Below are 527 nucleotides of genomic sequence, written 5' to 3'. Positions count from 1 at the left end.
CAGCAATTCCGATTTTAAATAATTGAAGTAGTTTGATCAATTTGCTTTAGAAAATAGACATAGGATTCCCATGACCCTGTTTCCAGGGAATTCTTTTTTTTAATTAAACCAGTTTTTGTGTTTTTGCTTATTGACCTCCTTTCTATTTATTCGTAAGATCCTGAATCGGGCAGGACATCCCTGTCTTGGTTGGCTAGGTATATCTGAGCTGTTTGTACTTCTGGATTGCTGATTCCAACTCAGGGGGATCAATATTTTCCTTCCTCATGCATGCCAACATATCCACAAACAACAACTTCCAGCTTTGGCCGCTTTCCGACAAGAGCTCTTTTACCTTTTGAAGCTTTTCTGTCAATTGGTTGATCAGATGACCGATCTGGGTCAACTGATAATAGTTTCCCATGGCCCAAAAATTCTTCCTGGAATATTTGTGGCCCATTCCATACCCCTGGTTTTTCTGGGTATTGAAACCTTGGTTTTCAATTGTCCATCGCAGCCTTCCCAGTGTGGCAACCTTCCAGATATTG

General features: G+C 40.6%; 1 protein-coding gene. It reads right to left on the bottom strand.

The window, feature by feature from the left end; all coding sequences use genetic code 11:
• Nucleotides 1–193: 193 nt before the first annotated feature.
• Nucleotides 194–527: hypothetical protein (locus tag MM239_RS20900; RefSeq protein ID WP_241350262.1), on the bottom strand; the 334-nt coding region annotated here is incomplete at its 5' end.

The organism is Belliella filtrata (assembly GCF_022549775.1).
Lineage (GTDB): Bacteria > Bacteroidota > Bacteroidia > Cytophagales > Cyclobacteriaceae > Belliella > Belliella filtrata.
Note: the sequence above shows the minus strand (reverse complement) of the source record. Positions and strands in the feature narration are given on the sequence as shown.